This window comes from Citrobacter sp. MGH110, from assembly GCF_001037515.1.
In the GTDB taxonomy this organism is placed as follows: domain Bacteria; phylum Pseudomonadota; class Gammaproteobacteria; order Enterobacterales; family Enterobacteriaceae; genus Citrobacter; species Citrobacter portucalensis.
Map to the genome: position 1 here is coordinate 1,948,987 of NZ_KQ089830.1, position 19,503 is coordinate 1,968,489.

Genomic DNA, 19,503 nt, shown 5'->3' on the forward strand with positions numbered 1-19,503 from the left:
TTACCGCCTTATCCGGCCTACTAAACTACAGGTCAACGTTTCAGGCTAACGCTTTGTCAATCTTCTCGAACAGATCGCCGGAGAGATTCTCCAGAACTTTCAGCTGTTCCAGCGCCGCACGCATTTTCGCCTGACGTTTTGCATCATAACGTTTTAAGCGAATCAGCGGCTCAATCAGACGTGACGCCACCTGCGGGTTACGGCTATTAAGCTCAGTCAACATGTCGACCAGGAACTGATATCCACTACCATCTTCCGCATGGAATGCCGCCGGGTTGCTACCTGCAAAGGCACCGATCAGCGAACGGATTCGGTTCGGGTTACTCATGCTGAAAGAGCGATGCTTCAGCAGGCCGCGTACCGTTTCCAGCACGTTTTTCGCCGGGCTGGTGGATTGCAGGATAAACCATTTGTCCATCACCAGACCGTCATGGTGCCACTTATCGTCATACTCCTGCATTAGCGCGTCGCGACAAGGCAGCTGCGCAGCCACTGCCGCGGATAGCGCCGCCAGCGCATCGGTCATATTGTTCGCTTCACGATACTGCTTGCTTACCAGCGTGTCAGCCAGATGGGTTTCGCCAAAGGCCAGGAAACGCAGGCAGGCGTTACGCAGCGTACGCTTGCCAATATCGGCATGCTCAACGCGGTACTCATCAAGATGATTAGCGTTATAGATGGCAAGGAATTCATCTGCCAGCTCGGCCGCCAGCGTGCGGGTTAACGCTTCGCGTACTTCGGTTATCGCCACCGGATCGATGATGTCGAACAGTTCGGCTATTTCATTTACTGAAGGCAGCGTCAGGATCTCTGCCGCCAGCGCCGGATCGATTTTCTCATCCAGTAAAATTGCGCGGAATGCATCAGCCACGTGTACCGGCAGCGACAGCGGTTGTCCCTGCTGATGACGAGCAACGTTAAGCTTAATATAGGTCGCCAGCAGGCTTTGCGCCGCGTCCCAACGAGAGAAATCGTTACGCGCATGACGCATCAGGAAGGTCAGCTGCTGATCGCTCCATTTGTATTCCAGTTTTACCGGCGCGGAGAATTCGCACAGCAGCGCCGGAACCGGCTGGAAGTAGACGTTATCAAAAACAAAGGTCTGCTCTGCCTGGGTGACGTTGAGTACAGAATTCACCGGGTGCCCGCCTTTTTGTAACGGGATCACTTTCCCTTCGTTGTCATACAACTCGAGGGCGAAAGGAATATGCAGCGGCTGTTTTTCGGCCTGATCCGGCGTGGCCGGCGTGCGCTGGCTGATCGTCAGCGTGTACTGCTCAGTTGACGGATTGTAGTCATCACGCACGGTCAGAATCGGCGTACCGGACTGACTGTACCAGCGGCGGAAATGGGAGAGATCAACGTTAGAAGCATCTTCCATCGCCTGCACGAAATCATCACAGGTTGCAGCACTGCCGTCATGACGCTCAAAGTACAGTTGCATCCCTTTCTGGAAGTTAGCCTCACCGAGCAGGGTGTGGATCATACGAATGACTTCAGCGCCCTTTTCGTACACGGTCAGGGTATAGAAGTTGTTCATTTCAATGACCATATCCGGACGGATAGGATGCGCCATCGGGCTGGCATCTTCAGCAAACTGCAGACCACGCATGGTGCGCACATTGCTGATGCGGTTTACCGCGCGTGAGCCGAGATCGGAACTGAACTCTTGATCGCGGAACACGGTTAAGCCTTCTTTCAGGCTCAACTGGAACCAGTCACGGCAGGTCACACGGTTGCCGGTCCAGTTGTGAAAATACTCATGACCGATAACGCGCTCAATATCGAGGTAGTCTTTGTCGGTGGCGGTATCGGTACGTGCCAGCACATATTTGGAGTTAAAGATGTTCAGACCTTTATTCTCCATCGCGCCCATGTTGAAGAAATCCACAGCGACAATCATATAGATGTCGAGGTCATACTCGAGGCCAAAGCGCTCTTCATCCCATTTCATGGAGTTTTTCAGCGAGGTCATCGCCCACGGCGCGCGGTCAAGGTTGCCGCGATCGACGTACAGTTCCAGCGCCACTTCACGCCCGGAACGGGTGATAAAGGTATCGCGAAGAACGTCGAAATCGCCGGCTACCAACGCAAACAGATAGCACGGTTTCGGGAACGGATCTTGCCACTGTACCCAGTGACGACCATTTTCCAGTTCGCCCTGCGCCACACGGTTGCCGTTAGAGAGCAGGAACGGATATTGGGTTTTATCGGCGATAATTTTGGTGGTAAAACGCGCCAGGACATCAGGCCTGTCCAGATACCAGGTAATATGGCGGAACCCTTCCGCTTCACACTGGGTGCACAGCGCTTCGCCAGACTTGTACAGTCCTTCCAGCGCGGTATTGGCCGCTGGGCTAATTTCATTCACGATACGCAGCGTAAAACGTTCCGGCAACTGACTAATGACCAGAGCGCCCTCTTCTTCTTTATACTCTGTCCACGGCTCGTCGTTCACGTGGATCGACACCAGGGTCAGATCTTCGCCATTCAGGCGCAGGGGCACATCGGACGCGCCATGACGGACAGCCTGGCTCACTGCGGTGACCACGGTTTTTTCAGCATCCAGGTCAAAGGTCAAGTCAATATCAGTAATCTGGTAATCCGGCGCACGATAGTCGTGACGGTATTTGGCTTGTGGCTGTTGTGTCATAAAAAAACCTTTAGCATCTTTAATAGAGTCTCGGCTTCAGTCTATTCCTGTTGCGTAAATCGCGCTACGCAGAATGTTCATCTTTTCAGGCACAAACACCCTTTTTGCTACATTTTCATAACACGTGGCACGAATTGCCCTCGACCAGAAAGAGAGCTTATGGTGTGATCGGGGTTCAATAAATCGCTAAACAGGGTATACTCCAGCGGTTTTCTTAGTTGTTTATTGTACTAAACGCTCCCGTGAGAGGATGCTACTGCGCACCTATGACACAATTCGCTTCTCCTGTTCTGCACTCGCTGCTGGATACAGACGCTTATAAGTTGCATATGCAGCAAGCCGTTTTTCACCACTACTATGATGTACAAGTAGCGGCTGAATTTCGTTGCCGTGGCGATGACCTGCTCGGTATTTATGCCGATTCTATTCGTGAGCAGGTGAATGCTATGCAGCACCTGCGACTGCAGGAGGATGAGTACCAGTGGCTCTCCGGCCTGCCTTTCTTTAAAGCTGATTACCTCACCTGGTTACGTGATTTCCGCTATAACCCGGAACAGGTTTGCGTCACCAATGATAACGGCAAGCTAAACATCCGCTTAACCGGTCCGTGGCGTGAAGTGATCATGTGGGAAGTCCCGCTGTTAGCGGTGATTAGCGAACTGGTACATCGTTACCGTTCACCTGAATCAGGCGTCCCGCAGGCACTCGATGAGCTGGAAAGCAAACTAGTAGAATTCTCTGCTTTAACGAAAGATGTCGATATGTCCCGCTTCCATTTGATGGATTTCGGTACGCGTCGTCGTTTTTCGCGCGAAGTACAGCAGGCTATCGTTAAACGCCTGCAGCAAGAGCCCTGGTTTGTCGGCACCAGTAACTACGATCTGGCCCGCCGCCTGTCATTAACCCCAATGGGTACGCAGGCGCATGAGTGGTTCCAGGCTCATCAGCAAATCAGTCCAGAACTTGCCACCAGCCAGCGCGTAGCCCTGGCAGCCTGGTTAAATGAATACCCTGATCAACTCGGCATTGCATTGACCGATTGCATCACCATGGACGCATTTTTACGCGACTTTGGCGTTGAGTTCGCTACCCGCTACCAAGGGTTACGCCATGACTCAGGCGATCCGGTGGAATGGGGTGAAAAAGCCATCGCCCATTATGAAAAACTGGGTATTGATCCGCTAAGCAAAACGCTGGTCTTCTCAGATAATCTCGATCTGAAAAAAGCGATTGAACTCTACCGCCACTTCTCTTCCCGTGTACAGTTGAGTTTTGGTATTGGGACACGGCTAACATGCGACATTCCGCAGGTTAAGCCACTCAATATTGTGATCAAGCTGGTGGAATGTAACGGCAAACCGGTGGCGAAGTTATCTGACAGCCCGGGTAAAACCATCTGCCACGATAAAGCATTTGTTCGTGCATTGCGCAAAGCCTTCGATCTTCCGCATATCAAAAAAGCCAGTTAAGCCTTCCAGGGAGCCATTTTGGCTCCCTTTTTCGCGTTTATTTCCGAAATCTTTCACTCCAGCTACGAATTCTGCTTGTCTGATTGCAGATGCCAGGTAACATAGGTATCCCCCCATTACGGGTGGACATGTGTTTATATATCCGACTATTAACAGAGAGAATATTATGAGCGTTGTGCCTGTAGCCGACGTACTCCAGGGCCGCGTAGCCGTTGACAGCGAAGTCACCGTGCGCGGATGGGTGCGTACCCGCCGAGATTCAAAAGCTGGCATCTCCTTCCTCGCCGTTTATGACGGTTCCTGCTTTGATCCTGTACAGGCCGTCATCAATAATTCTCTGCCCAATTACAATCAGGACGTACTGCGCCTGACGACGGGTTGTTCAGTTATCGTAACGGGTAAAGTCGTTGCATCTCCTGGACAAGGACAGAGCTTTGAAATTCAGGCCACTGAGGTTGAAGTAACGGGCTGGGTTGAAGATCCTGACACTTACCCAATGGCAGCCAAGCGTCACAGCATTGAGTATCTGCGTGAAGTGGCGCACATGCGTCCGCGTACCAACATGATTGGTGCGGTAGCGCGTGTACGTCATACGCTGGCGCAAGCTCTGCATCGTTTCTTCCACGAGCAGGGTTTCTTTTGGGTATCGACTCCGTTGATCACCGCTTCCGATACGGAAGGTGCCGGTGAAATGTTCCGTGTTTCTACGCTGGATCTGGAAAACCTGCCGCGTAACGATCAGGGCAAAGTCGATTTCGACAAAGACTTCTTTGGTAAAGAAGCCTTCCTGACCGTTTCCGGTCAGCTGAACGGTGAAACCTACGCCTGCGCCCTGTCTAAAATTTATACTTTTGGCCCGACATTCCGTGCAGAAAACTCTAACACCAGTCGTCACCTGGCAGAGTTCTGGATGCTGGAACCAGAAGTGGCTTTTGCTGACCTGAATGATGTTGCAGGCCTGGCTGAAGCGATGCTGAAGTACGCGTTTAAAGCCGTACTGGCAGAGCGTGCGGATGATATGAAATTCTTCGCTGAACGTGTCGACAAGGACGCGATTTCACGCCTGGAACGTTTCATTGACGCTGACTTCGCGCAGGTGGATTACACCGACGCGGTAAGCATTCTGGAAAAATGCGGTAAACAGTTCGAAAACCCTGTTTACTGGGGTGTGGATCTGTCTTCTGAGCATGAACGTTACCTTGCTGAAGAGCACTTTAAAGCGCCGGTGGTAGTGAAAAACTACCCGAAAGATATCAAAGCGTTTTATATGCGCCTTAACGAAGACGGTAAAACCGTTGCTGCAATGGACGTACTGGCCCCGGGAATCGGTGAAATCATCGGTGGTTCTCAGCGTGAAGAGCGCCTGGACGTGCTGGATGCCCGTATGCTGGAAATGGGTCTGAACAAAGAGGATTACTGGTGGTATCGCGACCTGCGTCGCTACGGTACCGTTCCGCATTCCGGCTTCGGATTGGGCTTCGAGCGTCTGATCGCTTACGTCACCGGCGTACAGAACGTCCGTGATGTTATTCCGTTCCCGCGTACTCCACGTAACGCCACCTTCTAACGTGCGTTATTGTTTCAAAGGCCAGCATTGCTGGCCTTTTTTATACCCTTTTCGTGTTATCTGGATACCCATCTCACGTTAAACACAACCTTTCAATCCCCTCCACCTGTTACGTAATATTTCATCGCAATACATTTGCACAAAAAATAATCAGCAATTTTATTGTGGATTAGCATTTTCTGATTAAATAGTACATTTTTTAGCCTCTCGCACGGCACTCCAGACGTCCAAAAATCGTTACCTGTAAAATCCGAACTTTCCGGCATAACGGAGAAAAAATGACCTTATCAAAATTAAACATAAGAAAATCATATAAATAGAAATAAAAACGAGAATTTTAAGCGCAGGGGCATCCGAAGTTTGACGCTGTTCACAAAGTTGCACAAAAATAACAATTTGTTACACATTTTTTCTTTTTGAAACCAAATCTTTATATTTGTAGCACTTTGACGGTAGCGAAACGGTAGTTTGAATGGAAAGATGCCTGTCAGACACATAAAGACACCAAACTCTCATCAATAGTTCCGTAAATTTTGATTGACGGAATTTATTGGCGGCAGTGGCAGGTGTCATATAAAAACCGATGAGGGTAATAAATAATGATGAAGCGCAATATTCTGGCAGTGGTTATCCCTGCTCTGCTGGTAGCCGGGGCAGCTAACGCTGCAGAAGTTTATAACAAAGATGGCAACAAGCTGGATGTATACGGTAAAACCGTAGGTCTGCACTATTTTTCTGATAACGCTGGCAACGATGGCGATCAGACTTATGCCCGTCTTGGTTTCAAAGGGGAAACTCAGATTAATTCCGATCTGTCCGGTTACGGTCAGTGGGAATACAACTTTGCCGGTAATAACTCTGAAGGCGGCAGCGACGCTCAGAACGGCAACAAAACCCGTCTGGCATTTGCTGGTCTGAAATATGCCGATCTGGGCTCTTTCGACTACGGTCGTAACTACGGTATCGTTTACGATGCACTGGGTTACACCGATATGCTGCCAGAATTTGGTGGTGATACCGCATACAGCGACAACTTCTTCGTTGGCCGTGTGGGTGGTGTTGCAACCTACCGTAACTCTAATTTCTTCGGTCTGGTTGACGGCCTGAACTTCGGTATCCAGTATCTGGGTAAAAACGAGCGTGATGGCAATACCGGTCGTTCTAACGGTGACGGCGTTGGCGGTTCTGTAAGCTACGAAATGGATGGCTTCGGTATCGTTGGTGCTTACGGTGCAGCTGACCGTACCAACGCGCAGGAAAACTCATTCTACGCTAACGGCGGCAAAAAAGCTGAGCAGTGGGCAACTGGCGTTAAATACGATGCTAACAACATCTACCTGGCAGCGAACTACGGTGAAACCCGTAACGCAACTCGCATCTCAGGTGCCGGAAACAGTGGCTTCGCCAACAAAACTGAAGATTTCTTTGTTGTCGCTCAGTACCAGTTCGATTTCGGTCTGCGTCCATCCCTCTCCTACAACAAATCTAAAGCGAAAGACGTAGAAGGCGTGGGTAACGAAGATCTGGTTGACTACATTGAAGTAGGCGCTACCTACTACTTCAACAAAAACATGTCCACCTATGTTGACTACCAGATCAACCAGATCGACTCTGATAACAAACTGGGCGTGAACTCTGACGACACCGTAGCAGTCGGTATCGTTTACCAGTTCTAATAGCAGACCTCTTTGTTAAATGCCTATAAAACAGGACTTCGGTCCTGTTTTTTTATATCTGCTAGCGAATTCTTGCGTCTTAAAAAAACACCTCAGCTTTTCGTCAGTAACGGTTGGCATTTTGTAAATCTACCGTTAACCTGATAGCGGACTTCCCTTCTGTAATCACTATGGAACCTCGTCATGTTTGAGAACATTACCGCCGCTCCTGCCGACCCCATTTTGGGTCTGGCTGATTTGTTTCGTGCCGATGACCGCCCTGGAAAAATAAACCTCGGGATCGGTGTATATAAAGATGAGACAGGCAAAACGCCGGTGCTGACCAGCGTTAAAAAAGCCGAGCAATATATACTGGAAAATGAAACCACCAAAAATTACCTTGGCATTGACGGTATTCCAGAGTTTGGTCGCTGCACTCAGGAATTACTGTTTGGTAAAGAAAGTTCGCTGATCAACGATAAGCGTGCACGTACCGCACAGACCCCTGGCGGCACTGGTGCACTGCGTGTGGCAGCTGATTTCCTGGCAAAAAATACGTCGGCTAAACGCGTATGGGTGAGCAATCCAAGCTGGCCGAACCATAAGAGCGTCTTTAACTCTGCAGGCCTGGAAGTTTGTGAATACAACTATTACGATGCAGCAAACCACTCGTTAGATTTTGATGCGCTGCTGGCAAGCCTCAGCGAAGCGCAGGCTGGCGACGTAGTGCTATTCCACGGCTGCTGCCATAACCCTACCGGCATCGATCCTACGCTGGAACAGTGGCAAACGCTGGCTCAGATGTCTGTCGAAAAAGGTTGGTTACCGCTGTTTGACTTCGCATACCAGGGCTTTGCCCGTGGTCTGGAAGAAGATGCAGAAGGTCTGCGCGCATTTGCGGCTCTGCACAAAGAGCTGATCGTTGCCAGCTCCTACTCCAAGAACTTTGGACTGTACAATGAGCGTGTAGGCGCCTGTACGCTGGTTGCTGCCGATACTGAAACCGTTGACCGTGCGTTCAGCCAGATGAAATCAGCCATTCGCGCTAACTATTCCAACCCACCAGCACACGGTGCATCCGTAGTGGCCACGATTCTGAGCAACGATGCGCTGCGTGCCATCTGGGAACAGGAACTGACTGATATGCGCCAGCGCATTCAGCGCATGCGTTTACTGTTTGTGAATACGTTGCAAGAGAAAGGTGCAAACCGCGACTTCAGCTTTATCATCAAACAGAACGGCATGTTCTCGTTTAGCGGCCTGACCAAAGAGCAGGTTCTGCGTCTGCGTGAAGAGTTTGGTGTCTACGCTGTCGCTTCCGGACGCGTAAACGTGGCAGGAATGACGCCAGACAACATGGCGCCGCTGTGCGAAGCGATTGTCGCAGTACTGTAATCTATCGCGCACAAAAAAGGCCGCAAATGCGGCCTTTTTATTTATTAAACGAATTACCAGACAGGCATTTCATCTTGCAGGAACGGGTTATGTAGCCGTTCGTTACCCAGCGTAGAAAGTGGGCCGTGACCCGGAATAAACGTTACGTCATCGCCCAGCGGCAACAGTTTACGTTTAATCGAATCGATCAGTTGGCTGTGATCACCGCGCGGGAAATCGCTGCGCCCTACGCCACCTTTGAAAATCACGTCACCAGAAATCAGTAACTTTGATTGCTCATCAAAGAAGACTACATGTCCCGGTGTATGACCCGGACAATGCAGAACCTGTAACGTCACGTTGCCAACGCTTATCCGGTCACCTTCATTCAACCAGCGATCGGGCGTCAGCGGCTCACAATCTCCCAGGCCAAACATGCGGCTCTGAGCAGGGAGTCCCTGTAACCAGAACTCATCTTCTTTTTCCGGGCCAATAACCGGTACACCATAATGCTGTGCCAGTTCAGCCGCCGCCCCAACATGGTCAAGATGACCGTGAGTAAGCAGGATCTGCATTAGCGTCAGACCGCTGGCATCCACTTCCTGTTTGATTTTCTCGGCATCGCCGCCGGGATCGACCAGCGCGGCCAGACGAGTCTGCTCACACCAGATTAGCGAGCAGTTCTGGGCGAATGCAGTGACCGGAATAATACGATAGTTCATACAGCTCCTGTTTCATTAAGCTTATGGATCACCAGTGCCGTGCAGGGCCGGTGTCAATATGCACAAAGTTACTGCTGGGGTAGTATCCTACACCACCTGCGCGCATAGATAACGCAGCTTTGCGAATATTACTTAATGCGATGCCTTCAATATGGAAATCCATGGCCTGACCTTTAGTGTGGTAGCTTTTCTTGGCCACACCACGGCTACGTGCACGGAGTTCATTATTGGTATCGATAGAGCGATAGCCTGAGATCAGCTGTACGGGTTTACGCGTGCCCAGCAGGCCCTGCAGACGGAAGAGTTGATCAAACAGTCCCGGGTCAATGGATTTCACTTTATTGGCCCGAAAATCACGGAAAAAGTGGTTAAGTTTTGCTAATTCGTCCTGAATATAGCCCCTGCCATCAAAAAACTCTGCTTTTATTGACTCACCGGTATGCAGGTTATTCAGAGTCAATATACGCGGACGTGGGGTAGAGAGTGTTGCAAACGCAGGCGTAGGCAAGATGGCAGCGCCGAGGGCAATGCCACCAAGCGCCAGCAGTTTGCGGCGATTAGCGTCAAATTTGTCCATGGTATTAAGGTCTACAAGGTCAATGTTATCGTATGTATGCTCTAGCGCACGCGGGAAACCTTATCTGGCTAAGTAGTCCACGTCAAGGCTCCCAACCCCAGGAAATACGGGGCTCACAGCCATTTTGCCCCGTTTCCAGCATAACTTACGACAATCATTTTCCTCGAACTGCTTCATTTATCTGATTAATTGCTCGGCTTTTGACACAATTTGTGCGCTGGATCGCGCTGTCAGATCGTAATTGTAAATATCTGTACGATACTGCGTGCGCCCATCAGGGCCGACAAATGCGGTCAGATAGTAGAGGTTGACCGGAATATTCTGGCGAATATTCACATACCGCGTATCCCCTTGCTTCAGGGCATCCGAGATGCGTGAATCATTCCAACCCGCGTCCTGTAGCAGCATATTCGCCAGCTCAGATGCCTTGTTCACACGCACGCATCCGGAGCTTAACGCCCGCGTATCTTTCTGGAACAGATTGTGGTTCGGCGTATCGTGCAGATAAATAGCGTCCGAACTCGGCATATTGAATTTATAGCGTCCGAGCGAGTTACGTGCACCCGGAGCCTGCTGAAAGCGGAACGGCAGATTGGACGCAGTGATGGTCGCCCAGTCAACCTGCCACGGATCTATCGTCTCTTTACTGTTCCAGCCGCGCATCACGGTATAACCGTGACGCTCAAGATACCCCGGATCATTCCAGACCTTAGGCAGGATATCTTTTCGGGCCAGCGTTGGCGGCACGTTCCACGGTGGGTTAACGACCACGTTATTCAGCGCACTGCTCATCATCGGCGTTTTACGATCGGGACGCCCGACAATAACGCGCGAGGCCAGCACCTGATTGCCATTCTGATAATAAACCAGCGAATAGGCAGGAATGTTCACCATGATACCGGTAGACAGCTCACTCGGCAGCAGGCGTAAGCGCTGAATATTTAACGCCAGCACGCCCGCACGCTGAGCAGGCGTCACGTTCAGCCAGTCACGTGTGGCTGGGCCAATCGCGCCATCTGCGCCAAGTCCCTGCCACGTCTGAAAACGCTTTACCGCATCAACCAATTCACGATCGTAGGTGCCACGCCCTTCTTTGCCAGACGTACTGACGGCAGGCTCCAGCATCCCGGTTCGGCGCAAAATTTCACGTAGCGCGGGGATGTCATTACTCCACTCCCCCGGACGCAGCGTTGTTGTACTGGTGAGCTGTGGCCAGGGACGTGTATCGCCCACCAGCTTGAGCAGTGATTCATGCATGGCTGCATACTGCGGATGTTGAGGCGCAAGGCTGGCCACAAATGAAGTCAGTTGACCGTTATCCAGTGCGACCTGCCACTGGTTGATGACGGAAATCGGCGGCGTCGTTAGCGCATAGGGCTTATCGCTGTAAAGCCAGCGATTACCTTTGACAGGGATGTTAGCGATAAAGTGCAGATACCCCATCATCGCATCAGAGAGCACGATGTCTCTCGCCTGACCGGTTACTGCCGGGTCAGTCAGAAGTGCAACCCAGGTAGTGAACTGCGGCTGAAAGCCGGCAATTGCGACCTCGGCTAACTGTTGCTGAAATGCCTTTACCGCATCACGATTTTCCCACATCGGCTTCATTTCGCGTGCGGCATACAGCAGTTCCAGCTGGCTCATGTAAACCGGCGTATAACCTGCTGGCAGCTGAGAGTGTATTTCGGCGCGGGCTTTATCGACAGACACGCCTTCTGGCAGCGGTTGAATACCCGCCATGATAGCCGTCGCAGAAGATTGAACCTGCGGCTGCGATAACGCTGTTGGCTGTTCACTGACGGTCGCAGAGCTATCGCCAGGGATCATTTCAGGCTCATCGGCCTGAGCATTGAACAGTGGAGCGAATGTTACGGCCAGGCACAAACTGATTGCCGACAGCCGACGACCACACATTTTATTAAGCAACATCCCTTGCCCCCTGTTTTCTTTATCATACTCTGAATAGCCAGGCCGTCTGTATTCCTCTTTATTCTGACGAGGGTCGGACCTGTAAAACGCCAATACAAACTGAAGTATGACGAGCAAGCCTGTGACGCGTTAGGCTCACCTTTAGTATATAAACATCAAAAACTTTTTGCCTAACCTAATGTAAAGAAGTCTAAAGAAATTACACCAGGCATGAAGTCTTTTCGGAAAAAGATAAGGCGGCCATGTAGCCGCCTTTTTACTTATTACTTAGCTTGCCTGCGAGGAGGCATCTTCAGTCCCCGGCAGTGGTTCCGGTAACTGAGGCGCAAATCCGCGCAGCCCCACCACGTGAACGTGTTCGGTGTTCTGGAAGACTTTACGCACCAGTTTGTAGGTGGTGCCTTTCTCTGGGCTGATGTTTTCCGGCGCAGCGATAATCAGCTGCATCTGCAAACGCTCACACAGCTCAAACAAGGTCGCAATAGAACGCGCATCGAGTCGTGCAGCTTCATCAAGGAACAGCAGGCGGCAAGGAGAGATATCTTTCCCGCGCAATCTGCGGCCTTCATCTTCCCAGCTTTGCACCACCATCACCAGAATAGACATCCCGGTCCCGATCGCTTCACCCGTTGACAACGCACCAGACTCAGCACGCAGCCAGCCGTCAGAGCCACGGTTAACCTCAACTTCCATTTCCAGATAGTTACGGTAATCCAGCAGCTCTTCACCAATGGTTTGTGGCGTACGTTGCCCCATGTCTATCTGCGGATTCAGACGCTGATACAGCTTCGCCAGCGCTTCGGAGAAGGTCAGGCGATTGCTGTTAAACAGATCCTGATGCTGTTCATGCTGCTCTGAAAGTACGTCCAGCAAGGTAGCATGTGTTTCACGCACATTGACGTTCAGGCGAACGCTGTTGACCTGGCCAAACGACACGCTTTGCAGCCCCTGGTTCAGCATGCGAATACGGTTCTGTTCACGCTGAATGGTCTTACGAATAATGTTCGCCACGCTGCGTGAGCTGATCGCCAGCTTCTGTTCGCGTGAGGTTAACTCTTCCGTCAGACGGCTCAGCTCAATCTCCATCTGTTCAATGGCTTCAACCGGATCATCGGTACGAATAATATCCTGGCGAATACGTTCACGCAGATGCTGGTAAACCGCGACGAAGAACTGAATTTTACGCTCTGGACGTTTTGGATCTTCAGACAGACGCAACACATCGCGCAGGTGCTCGTTATCCGCAACCGCCAGACGTAGCGCACCGAGCGCCTTATCCGACATCGAACGCAGCTCGTCACCGGAAAGATAGGCCAACTCGCGGCGGTGCAGACGCCGTTCCACACCGTTATCTTTCACCATCCGCATGACTGCACACCAGCCGGCTTTGGCGGTGACTACCTGCTCGCGCATTTCATGATAATCACGTTCCAGCTTGCGCAGTCTGCGGGTCAGGTTTTCCATCTCCGCTTCGCAGAAGGTCAGTGCTTTCTCAAGTTGGTTGCGGCGTGCACGGTTGTTGCTGAGCTGCGCATGCAGTTCGTCACGACGGATACGCGCGCGCTCTTCGGCACCGCTGTCCGCACGAACGCCGATATCCTGCAGTTCACGTTGTAAATCGTTAAGCAGCTCTTTTTTGGTGTCATAAGAGCTTTTCAGCGATGCCATCACCTGGTTGTACTGGCTTAACTGTGCGGCGTGGCTGCGCAGCGCTTCGCGAGCGCGGGTACGTTCGGCTTCCGCCTGTTCCAGGCGTTCACGCAATTTTTCGTTCAGATCGCTATTGCCGCTCAGCATTTCGGCTGAGTCGGAATAACTAAAGTGCGCCCGACGCTGTACGACTTCGGTCAGCGCAAAAGCCTGCTGACGCGCATCGCGCTGCATCTGCTGGGAATACGCATAGTCTTCCTTCAGTTGTTCAAACTGCTCAGGGTCATTTTGCAGAACCGAAACGATAGGTTCCAGTTTCGCCAACTGATTGCCATGTTGCTGTACAAAACGCGCGGCTTCCTGAGCTTCATCCAGACGCTCGCGAATTTCGTCTACGCGATCGGCTAGCGTATCATCTGCCAGCAGATTCAAGCGCGGCAGCAGGCGGTTCAGCGCAGAGACGCCCTCTTTCGCCTGTTCAAACTGCATACGGCTTTGCTGGTTATCATTTTCATGATTGGTCAGCGCACGTTCCAGTTCAACGCGACGGCTATTCAGTTGGCGAATTTCCGCTTCTGGATCGGCTTCAAACGCCACCGACAGATGGCTGCCGATAAAGCGACTGAACGCCTGATGCAGACGCTGGGTTTTCTGGACGTCAAAGGAGAGCGTGGCGAAACGTTCAGACAGCCCTTCACGCTCGGCATGCAGGGTTTCGATACGGCTTTCACGTGCTGCACGCCCAAAAATAGGCACCGTCGGGAAGCGAGAATAACGCCACTGACGCTCGGCAGTTTTCACCACCACCGCATTTTCCAGTTCATCAACGCTGAAGACGCTGTCATCAAACGACTGCGGATCCCCTTCGATGAAATAGAGATCTTCCGGGCAATCCGTCAGCCCTTCAAGCTGTTCGGTAATCAGCGACAGATCCGGTACCACAATGGCATGACGCGAAGGACCGTATAGCGCAGAGAAGTACGGTGCATCTTCAAGGCTAACGTCATCATAAATTTCTGACAGCAGTACGCCGCCAAAGCGTTCTGCCAGCGCGTTCAGACGCTGATCTTCCGCCCCGCCCGGCTGACTTAAACGTTCAATCTCTTCATCAACCGCATTTTTGCGCGCGCCGACTTCATCACGCTCAACAATGGCCTCACGCTCGCGCTCCAGCAATTGTTGCAGATACTCGGTCACGTCCTGGCTGGAGGTAAACTCTTCGCCACACTGCTCGCTAAGCTGATTCAGGCTATTTTGCGCAGCCAGCCAGACAGGTGCCCGCTTCATCAAATACTGAATACGGGATTGCAGCTGTTCCTGCTCCTGACGCAGCGTCATACGCTGTTCGCTGGCAGACGAGACGCTGTCCGACAAGGCGGCGATGCGTGCTTCCAGCTCCTGGTGCAGCGCTTCCAGCTCATCAATATCGAACTGTTTACCCTGACGCTTGCAGAATTCGGCCAGCAGACGCTCGGCATCCTGCTGTTCGCGCAGACGCTGCTCCAGTTCGCTCAGTCGCATGCGCAACGGCTGAACCTGTTCTGCCAGGTGGCGCTGTTCCACGCCTTCGCGCAGCAGTTCACGCGCCACGCTCCAGGCTTCACCGCGTGCCAGCGGGCCGTTGATAGCCGCCACCAGCTGATAAGCTTGTTCGAACTGGCTATGCGCGGTTTGCGCCACGCTCATTTTTTGTTCTAGCGTCAGCAGCTTTTCAGTGGCTTCCTGCTCTTTGGCCTGGAAAGTCTCCAGCCATTCGGCGGCGCTGTCGGCTGTCAGGTCCGGTAAGTGGCAGAGCTCTTTCGCCCGGTTTAGGGCCTGGATCGCCTGGGTATACTGGATGGCTCGCGTTTGCTGGACGTCCAGCGCTTGCTGGTAATCGGCAAGCTGGCTTTTCAGCTCATCCACTTCCAGCTCAGCGGCTTCTGCGCGGGCTTCGTTTTCATCCTGGCGGTCAACGGCTTCCGCGACCACCTCGTTTTGTTCTTCAAGACGGACCTGCAATTCTTCGAGATCCGCCTCGTAGCGTTCAATTTTTTCCTGCTGACGCAGCGCGGTTTGCACCAGATTCAGGTGATCGCTCGCGGCCTGGTAATCAGCTTCCAGATCACCTTCCGCACCGTTGTGCTCACCCAGTTCACGCGCCATATCCACGTGTTTGTACTGCTCTGCCGCCAGCTGCTTGCGCGAGGTATACAGTTCACGACGATATTCCAGTGCTTTATCCAGATGGATACGACGTTCATTGGCGTGGCGCATATAATCTGCGGCCACATAGTTGGTCGCTTCACTGATTAAATGCTTAAACAGGTCGCGGTCAGACTGGGTTACGCGAATCGCTTCCAGCGTCATACGGTTTTCACGCAGCGCGGCTTCCATATCCTGAAACGCTTTACGTACGCCGCTGTTTTCCGGCAGCAGGTAGTCACGCAGTGAACGGGTAATGGCGCTGGAGATCCCGCCGTACAGCGAGGCTTCAATCAGACGGTAGAATTTACTACGATCGGACGCAGAGCGCAGACGACGGGCAATGATGCCCAGATCGAACATCAATGAGTGATAATCGGTTATTGAGTTGAACTGCTTAAACTGCACGCCTTCCATCTCATCAAGCTTCTCTTTCAGCTCAGGTAGAGACAGTACGCGCGCCTGGCGTTCGTTCAGCGTTTCCGTCACCAGTTGGGTTGGCTGTACCGACATCGGCAGCCCCTGAATGGCAAACGGTTTGATATCCACTTTGCGATCGCGACCAGCAACCTGTTGCAGACGCACCCCCACGACCACGCGCTGATGACGCGAATTAAGGACGTCGAGCATTGAATAACAAACCCCTGCTTTCAGCTTACCGTGCAGGCCTTTATCACGTGAACCGCTGGTTGCACCGGCTTCGGTGGTGTTACGGAAATGCAGCAGGGTTAAGTCCGGAATGAGCGCCGTAACAAATGCCGCCATGGTGGTGGATTTACCCGCACCGTTACCACCGGACAGCGTGGTGACCAGCTCATCGAGATCAAACGTACGGGCAAAAAAACCATTCCAGTTAATCAGCGTAAGTGAGCGAAATTTACCACGTTCAATCATTATTCTTCTTCTCCACTGTCCGGCTGATTCTCTTCGGGCTCATCGTTGAGCTGCAGACGGTTCTCGACCGCCATCGCTTCACCATCACGAATTAAGCGACGCTGTGCTTCACGCGGATCGTCACCGCTACGCACATCCGCGCCAAAGCGGAAGACAGATTCCGTAATACGGAATTTGCTGCTGTCGTGGCCCAGAAACCACACCATGCCTAAGCGGCGCAAGCGGTTGAGCGAAGAACGCACTTTTTCCTGTAGCTTCTGGCGGTCAACGTCAGAACCGGTTGAACGGTTGTTCACCAGCTTCAGTAACTTCGCTTCATCTGCCAGCGTTAGCAGCTCGTCGTACAGCTCTTGCTGGGTAAAAATCCCTTCGTTCGCCAGGCGTTCCGGGCTGAGATAGAGATAGCAAAGAATTTTACCCACCATCATGTCCAGTTCAGACAGGACCGAACGCGGAATGAGCGTCGTTGAACGCGGACGAAGGTAGAAGAACCCTTCCGGCGCACGGATCAGTTCCACGTTATAGCGGCTGTAAAACTCTTCAAAATATTCCTGAAAATCCATCAGGAAGGCATGATTATCCAGTTCATCCAGACCGATATGGCGGCCCGAACGTAAGGCACTATCCAGTGCCGGAAATAACGGATTCGCCAGCGCCTGCGCCAGCTTTACCGGCATCACTTGTTCAATATTTGTCAATGACATGCGCCTGTACCTTGGCTCCGTAATCATTAATCGGCTGCCATTTGGCTGGCAGTCCGGTGAAGTCTGCTTGCGCTACGCCAAGGCGTACCGCCTGATCGATAACAATACGCGCGACGTCGAAATGACGCGCACGTGGGTATTGCGCCAGATACTCGCGCACTACCAAGCCGAGATCCAGTGGTGTTTGTCTGGATTTGTAGATAGCCAGCTGTTCTTCGATGATCGCCGCCAGCTGCTCACGGATCTCGTTAAATTCTTCATATTCCAGGTCTTCCGGAAGTTCACCGGTGACCTCTTCGTCACGCAGCACCATCTCCTCGTCACGCATATCCAGCAGACGATCGGCGTTGGCATAGGTCAGCGCCCATGGGTCGTCAAAGTAGGTCTGCACGGACTGACGCAGACGCTGGGCGAAGACGCGGTTTTTATCCATGTCGATCGCGGTACGGATAAATTTATGCACGTGACGATCGTAGCCGATCCACAAGTCAATTGACTGCTGGCCCCAGCTAATAATGCGGTCGAGCTTGCTTTGTAAATCAAACACCAGCCGATCGACAAAATGCAAATCGTCATGCGTCATCGTGGCGTCCTGGATGCGTAACAGGTTAGCCTGCAGCTTATCCCCTGCCGCTTCCAGCGTATCTTGCAGCTCACGCAGCGTACCAGATGTTTCAGACAGCAGCATTTCACAGCTGGAAATCGCCGCCCGCCAGTCTTTGTTTAGCAACTGTGCGATGTCGTCTTTTACCTGCTGCTGCTGTTCATCCATGATGCGCTGGGTCAGATCGATACTGTCGAAAATCTCCGCCACCGAGTATTTCAATGGCGCATAGACGTTGCGATGCCAGTGGAACTCATCACCACCTTCCGCTGCCGCATCCGCCGCGCGCTTCAGTTCGCCTGCCACAATTGACAGCTGCATAGAAAGACGTAGCGTAGAGAATTCGCGCTGACGAATATAGTAATCTGTGATGCCAATCCCGAGCGGCGTTAAACGGTAAATGGCGTTGCCTTCAGCCTGCTCGCTGGTAAAGCGGTTCAGCAGACGTTGACGCACCATATCGTTGATCGCGTTGTTGGCGCGGACGCCGATGGTTTCGCTGGTTTGCTCAAACGCATCACTCACATGGCGGAACGCATCCACCAGTTCACCTTCACTCATCTCACCGTCAAGTCGCTCACCGTTTAGTGTGGCAACAGCCAGCAGGAACGAAAGTCTGTCTACCGGCAGAGAGATGGAGAAGTCATTTTTTCTGGCCCAGGCAACCAGTTCGGGGACTGTCTGGGAAAATTCACTCATAGGTTATCCTTGCATCTGCGGCTCGGGCCGGACGTTTAATCGCGGTGACATGAATATAGCGCCCAAGGCTGATATACGGTTCCTGGCGGCAATAACGTGTTTCTATTTCTGTTAAAGCATCAAAACAGTCATGCTGTTTTTGTTTATCACGCAGATAATCATGAAACACCCTCACGCCCGTTTTACCGGTTATCTCCCAGCCAATCTCCTCCAGCCAGCCATAGACCTGCTGAGGGTCGCGCGGAAAATCGGGAGACAACGTGCGCCGTTTCTTTTTATACATTCCCTGCTGTACATAGCCGAAATTACCGACCAACACATTACGCATCAACAGACCGTTTGCATTGTAGAACATCAGCGATAAAGCACCGCCCGGGCGTAACATCGACCACAATGTTTTTAAGACGGCTTGCGGATCGGCCACCCATTCCAGCACAGCATGAAACAATATCAGATCAACCTGAGAATCCAAATGCTGTGGGATGTCCTGAGCGGCACAATGTATAAAATGCATGTTGTCGCTCACACCTTGCTCTTCTGCCGCCCGTTGCGCTCGCGCCACCATCTCAGCAGAAAGATCGCACAAGGTGACGTGATGGCCCCGCTGCGCCATCAGAATGGCTGTCTGCCCTTCTCCGCCACCCGCATCAAGCACACGCAACGTTTGGCCCGCGTAGTCGGCAAGAAGTTTGTCCAGATCCTGCCAGAGGATCGTCTGACGAAGCTGACCTTTGGTGGTGCCGTAAATGTTACGGGAAAACTTCTCTGCAATGTCATCAAAATTGCGATCCCGCATCGGGCTCTCCACATGCTGGCTTTAGG

Annotated in this window: 12 protein-coding genes; 4 read left to right on the forward strand and 8 right to left on the reverse strand. The window is 52.1% G+C overall.

What is annotated here, in order from left to right; all coding sequences use genetic code 11:
* Positions 1–40: 40 nt before the first annotated feature.
* Complete coding sequence (gene pepN, locus SK38_RS09420; protein ID WP_048235704.1) at positions 41–2,653, reverse strand: aminopeptidase N; 2,613 nt, start codon at positions 2,651–2,653, stop codon at positions 41–43.
* A 266-nt stretch (positions 2,654–2,919) separates the two neighbouring features.
* Here pepN and pncB point away from each other — a divergent pair, with 266 nt between their 5' ends.
* The 4 genes from pncB to aspC all read left to right on the forward strand — a co-directional run bounded on the left by pncB (position 2,920) and on the right by aspC (position 8,739).
* On the forward strand, positions 2,920–4,122 hold the full coding sequence (pncB, locus tag SK38_RS09425; RefSeq protein ID WP_003836860.1) for a nicotinate phosphoribosyltransferase: 1,203 nt from the start codon (positions 2,920–2,922) through the stop codon (positions 4,120–4,122).
* A 166-nt stretch (positions 4,123–4,288) separates the two neighbouring features.
* Positions 4,289–5,689 (forward strand): asparagine--tRNA ligase, encoded by a 1,401-nt coding sequence (gene asnS / locus SK38_RS09430; RefSeq protein WP_020996514.1) that lies wholly within the window; start codon positions 4,289–4,291, stop codon positions 5,687–5,689.
* A 599-nt stretch (positions 5,690–6,288) separates the two neighbouring features.
* On the forward strand, positions 6,289–7,365 hold the full coding sequence (gene ompF, locus SK38_RS09435; RefSeq protein ID WP_048235705.1) for a porin OmpF: 1,077 nt from the start codon (positions 6,289–6,291) through the stop codon (positions 7,363–7,365).
* Between the two features lie 183 nt (positions 7,366–7,548).
* Positions 7,549–8,739 carry an aspartate transaminase gene (gene aspC, locus SK38_RS09440; RefSeq protein ID WP_048235707.1) on the forward strand — a complete coding sequence of 397 codons (1,191 nt, stop codon included), beginning with the start codon at positions 7,549–7,551 and terminating at the stop codon, positions 8,737–8,739.
* A gap of 53 nt (positions 8,740–8,792) precedes the next feature.
* Here aspC and SK38_RS09445 read toward each other — a convergent pair whose 3' ends face one another.
* From SK38_RS09445 to cmoM, 7 genes are all read right to left on the reverse strand, one after another.
* Complete coding sequence (locus SK38_RS09445) at positions 8,793–9,440, reverse strand: MBL fold metallo-hydrolase (protein WP_003831949.1); 648 nt, start codon at positions 9,438–9,440, stop codon at positions 8,793–8,795.
* A gap of 28 nt (positions 9,441–9,468) precedes the next feature.
* Positions 9,469–10,017, reverse strand: coding sequence for a peptidoglycan L,D-endopeptidase MepK (locus SK38_RS09450; protein WP_003831948.1), 549 nt, complete (start codon positions 10,015–10,017; stop codon positions 9,469–9,471).
* Positions 10,018–10,194: 177 nt separating this feature from the next.
* Positions 10,195–11,946 carry a L,D-transpeptidase gene (gene ldtD, locus SK38_RS09455; RefSeq protein ID WP_048235709.1) on the reverse strand — a complete coding sequence of 584 codons (1,752 nt, stop codon included), beginning with the start codon at positions 11,944–11,946 and terminating at the stop codon, positions 10,195–10,197.
* A 267-nt stretch (positions 11,947–12,213) separates the two neighbouring features.
* Positions 12,214–16,674 carry a chromosome partition protein MukB gene (mukB, locus tag SK38_RS09460; protein ID WP_048235711.1) on the reverse strand — a complete coding sequence of 1,487 codons (4,461 nt, stop codon included), beginning with the start codon at positions 16,672–16,674 and terminating at the stop codon, positions 12,214–12,216.
* The gene (mukE, locus tag SK38_RS09465; RefSeq protein WP_003035809.1) at positions 16,674–17,378 is read right to left on the reverse strand and encodes a chromosome partition protein MukE; all 705 of its coding nucleotides are present in this window, start codon (positions 17,376–17,378) and stop codon (positions 16,674–16,676) included. The genes mukB and mukE overlap by 1 nt, the downstream gene beginning before the upstream one ends.
* On the reverse strand, positions 17,359–18,681 hold the full coding sequence (gene mukF, locus SK38_RS09470) for a chromosome partition protein MukF (RefSeq protein WP_003831939.1): 1,323 nt from the start codon (positions 18,679–18,681) through the stop codon (positions 17,359–17,361). The genes mukE and mukF overlap by 20 nt, the downstream gene beginning before the upstream one ends.
* Complete coding sequence (cmoM, locus tag SK38_RS09475) at positions 18,674–19,477, reverse strand: tRNA uridine 5-oxyacetic acid(34) methyltransferase CmoM (protein WP_003035803.1); 804 nt, start codon at positions 19,475–19,477, stop codon at positions 18,674–18,676. The genes mukF and cmoM overlap by 8 nt, the downstream gene beginning before the upstream one ends.
* Positions 19,478–19,503 lie beyond the last annotated feature (26 nt).

Bases quoted from the DNA above. Each gene is read 5' to 3' on its own strand.
- mukB (WP_048235711.1), bottom strand. From the start codon at position 16,674: ATGATTGAACGTGGTAAATTTCGCTCACTTACGCTGATTAACTGGAAT.
- mukF (WP_003831939.1), bottom strand. From the start codon at position 18,681: ATGAGTGAATTTTCCCAGACAGTCCCCGAACTGGTTGCCTGGGCCAGA.
- ldtD (WP_048235709.1), bottom strand. From the start codon at position 11,946: ATGTTGCTTAATAAAATGTGTGGTCGTCGGCTGTCGGCAATCAGTTTG.
- SK38_RS09445 (WP_003831949.1), bottom strand. From the start codon at position 9,440: ATGAACTATCGTATTATTCCGGTCACTGCATTCGCCCAGAACTGCTCG.
- SK38_RS09450 (WP_003831948.1), bottom strand. From the start codon at position 10,017: ATGGACAAATTTGACGCTAATCGCCGCAAACTGCTGGCGCTTGGTGGC.
- ompF (WP_048235705.1), top strand. From the start codon at position 6,289: ATGATGAAGCGCAATATTCTGGCAGTGGTTATCCCTGCTCTGCTGGTA.
- pncB (WP_003836860.1), top strand. From the start codon at position 2,920: ATGACACAATTCGCTTCTCCTGTTCTGCACTCGCTGCTGGATACAGAC.
- aspC (WP_048235707.1), top strand. From the start codon at position 7,549: ATGTTTGAGAACATTACCGCCGCTCCTGCCGACCCCATTTTGGGTCTG.
- mukE (WP_003035809.1), bottom strand. From the start codon at position 17,378: ATGTCATTGACAAATATTGAACAAGTGATGCCGGTAAAGCTGGCGCAG.
- pepN (WP_048235704.1), bottom strand. From the start codon at position 2,653: ATGACACAACAGCCACAAGCCAAATACCGTCACGACTATCGTGCGCCG.
- asnS (WP_020996514.1), top strand. From the start codon at position 4,289: ATGAGCGTTGTGCCTGTAGCCGACGTACTCCAGGGCCGCGTAGCCGTT.
- cmoM (WP_003035803.1), bottom strand. From the start codon at position 19,477: ATGCGGGATCGCAATTTTGATGACATTGCAGAGAAGTTTTCCCGTAAC.